The sequence below is a fragment of the Micromonospora sicca genome, from assembly GCF_003172935.1.
Classification (GTDB): Bacteria; Actinomycetota; Actinomycetes; order Mycobacteriales; family Micromonosporaceae; genus Micromonospora; species Micromonospora sicca.
In genome coordinates, this window is sequence record NZ_QGKS01000434.1 from 1 (window position 1) to 1,098 (window position 1,098).

Below are 1,098 nucleotides of genomic sequence, written 5' to 3' on the forward strand. Positions count from 1 at the left end.
CCCCACGGGCGGGTGCCGGCCCAGCCGTACGGGCGGCGCCGGTGCCGCGAAGGTTCGGTGCCGCCGGTGTGGCGTGCCGCGTCGTCCCTGGACATGGTCTACCCCCGCTCAGTGGCGTCGGTGCGCCGTCACCGGTTCAACGAGGTCGACGCCGCCGGGGTCGCTGCCGCGGGGCGGTCGTTCACCCGCTCGGGCGGCGGTCGGGTCACCAGCCGCGGCGGGGCAGCGGGAGTTGGCCGGGGAGCAGGTCGGAGGTGAGCGTCACCCCGGCCGCCCGTAACGCGTCGATCAGCGCGTTCTGCACCAGGTACGAGTCGGGCAGTTGCCAGCGGGCCTGTTCGGGGGCGACGGCCCACCGGACGATCCCCTCCGGCAGCCGGGTCGGCGGCGCCGCGATCCATGAGCCCGGGCCGTGCCGGACCACGTGGAAGCAGTGCTCCAGCTCGGGCCGGAGCGGGTCGCCGGGGCGGACCAGGAACATCCACCGGCCGGTGGGGGTGACCAGGACCGGGCCGCGTACCCCGAAGCCGGCGGGGTGGGTCGCGAGGGCGTCCAGCACGTGCCGGCCGAGGTGGGCGGAGACCTCCAGCACGTCGAAGGCGCGGCCGGTGGGGAGCAGCACCCCGTGCGGGCGGCTGCGCCACCAGGTGGCCACCCGGGCCGGGTCGGCGCTCGCCGCCTGCTCCCAGTTCTCCAGGGCCGGGTGGCAGCCGACCGTGGGGCAGCCCGCCCGGCCGCAGACGAAGCGGCTGTTGGCGAGGCACGCGCCGGGGGTCACCTCCCAGCCGTGCCCGGCGTAGCGGACCGCGACCCGGCGCAGCCGGACCCGCTCCAGGGGCGACAGGTGAGCGACGCGCGGTCCGACATTCCCCCACATGTGCCATCTCCTCTCGCCCTGCCCGGACTGTCCACACGCCACATGTCGAGCGCCGTCACTGCCGTAACCCACGATCGTTGAGCTGACGAAACGGCCGGTGCAACTTGCACGAAAACTACGAGGACTGGCTGTACGGCTGACGTACAGAGTGTGCGACCAGCGAAAACCTGAAACCGACAGGCCCCGAGGGGCAGCCGTTCGGGGGCGGCGGCGGACGCGGC

1 protein-coding gene is annotated in these 1,098 nt (G+C 74.7%); it reads right to left on the reverse strand.

The window, feature by feature from the left end; genetic code table 11:
• Positions 1 to 205: 205 nt before the first annotated feature.
• A complete protein-coding gene (locus tag DKT69_RS32995; RefSeq protein ID WP_109805326.1) occupies positions 206 to 877 on the reverse strand; it encodes a bifunctional DNA primase/polymerase in 672 nt (223 codons plus the stop codon).
• Between the last annotated feature and the right edge of the window lie 221 nt (positions 878 to 1,098).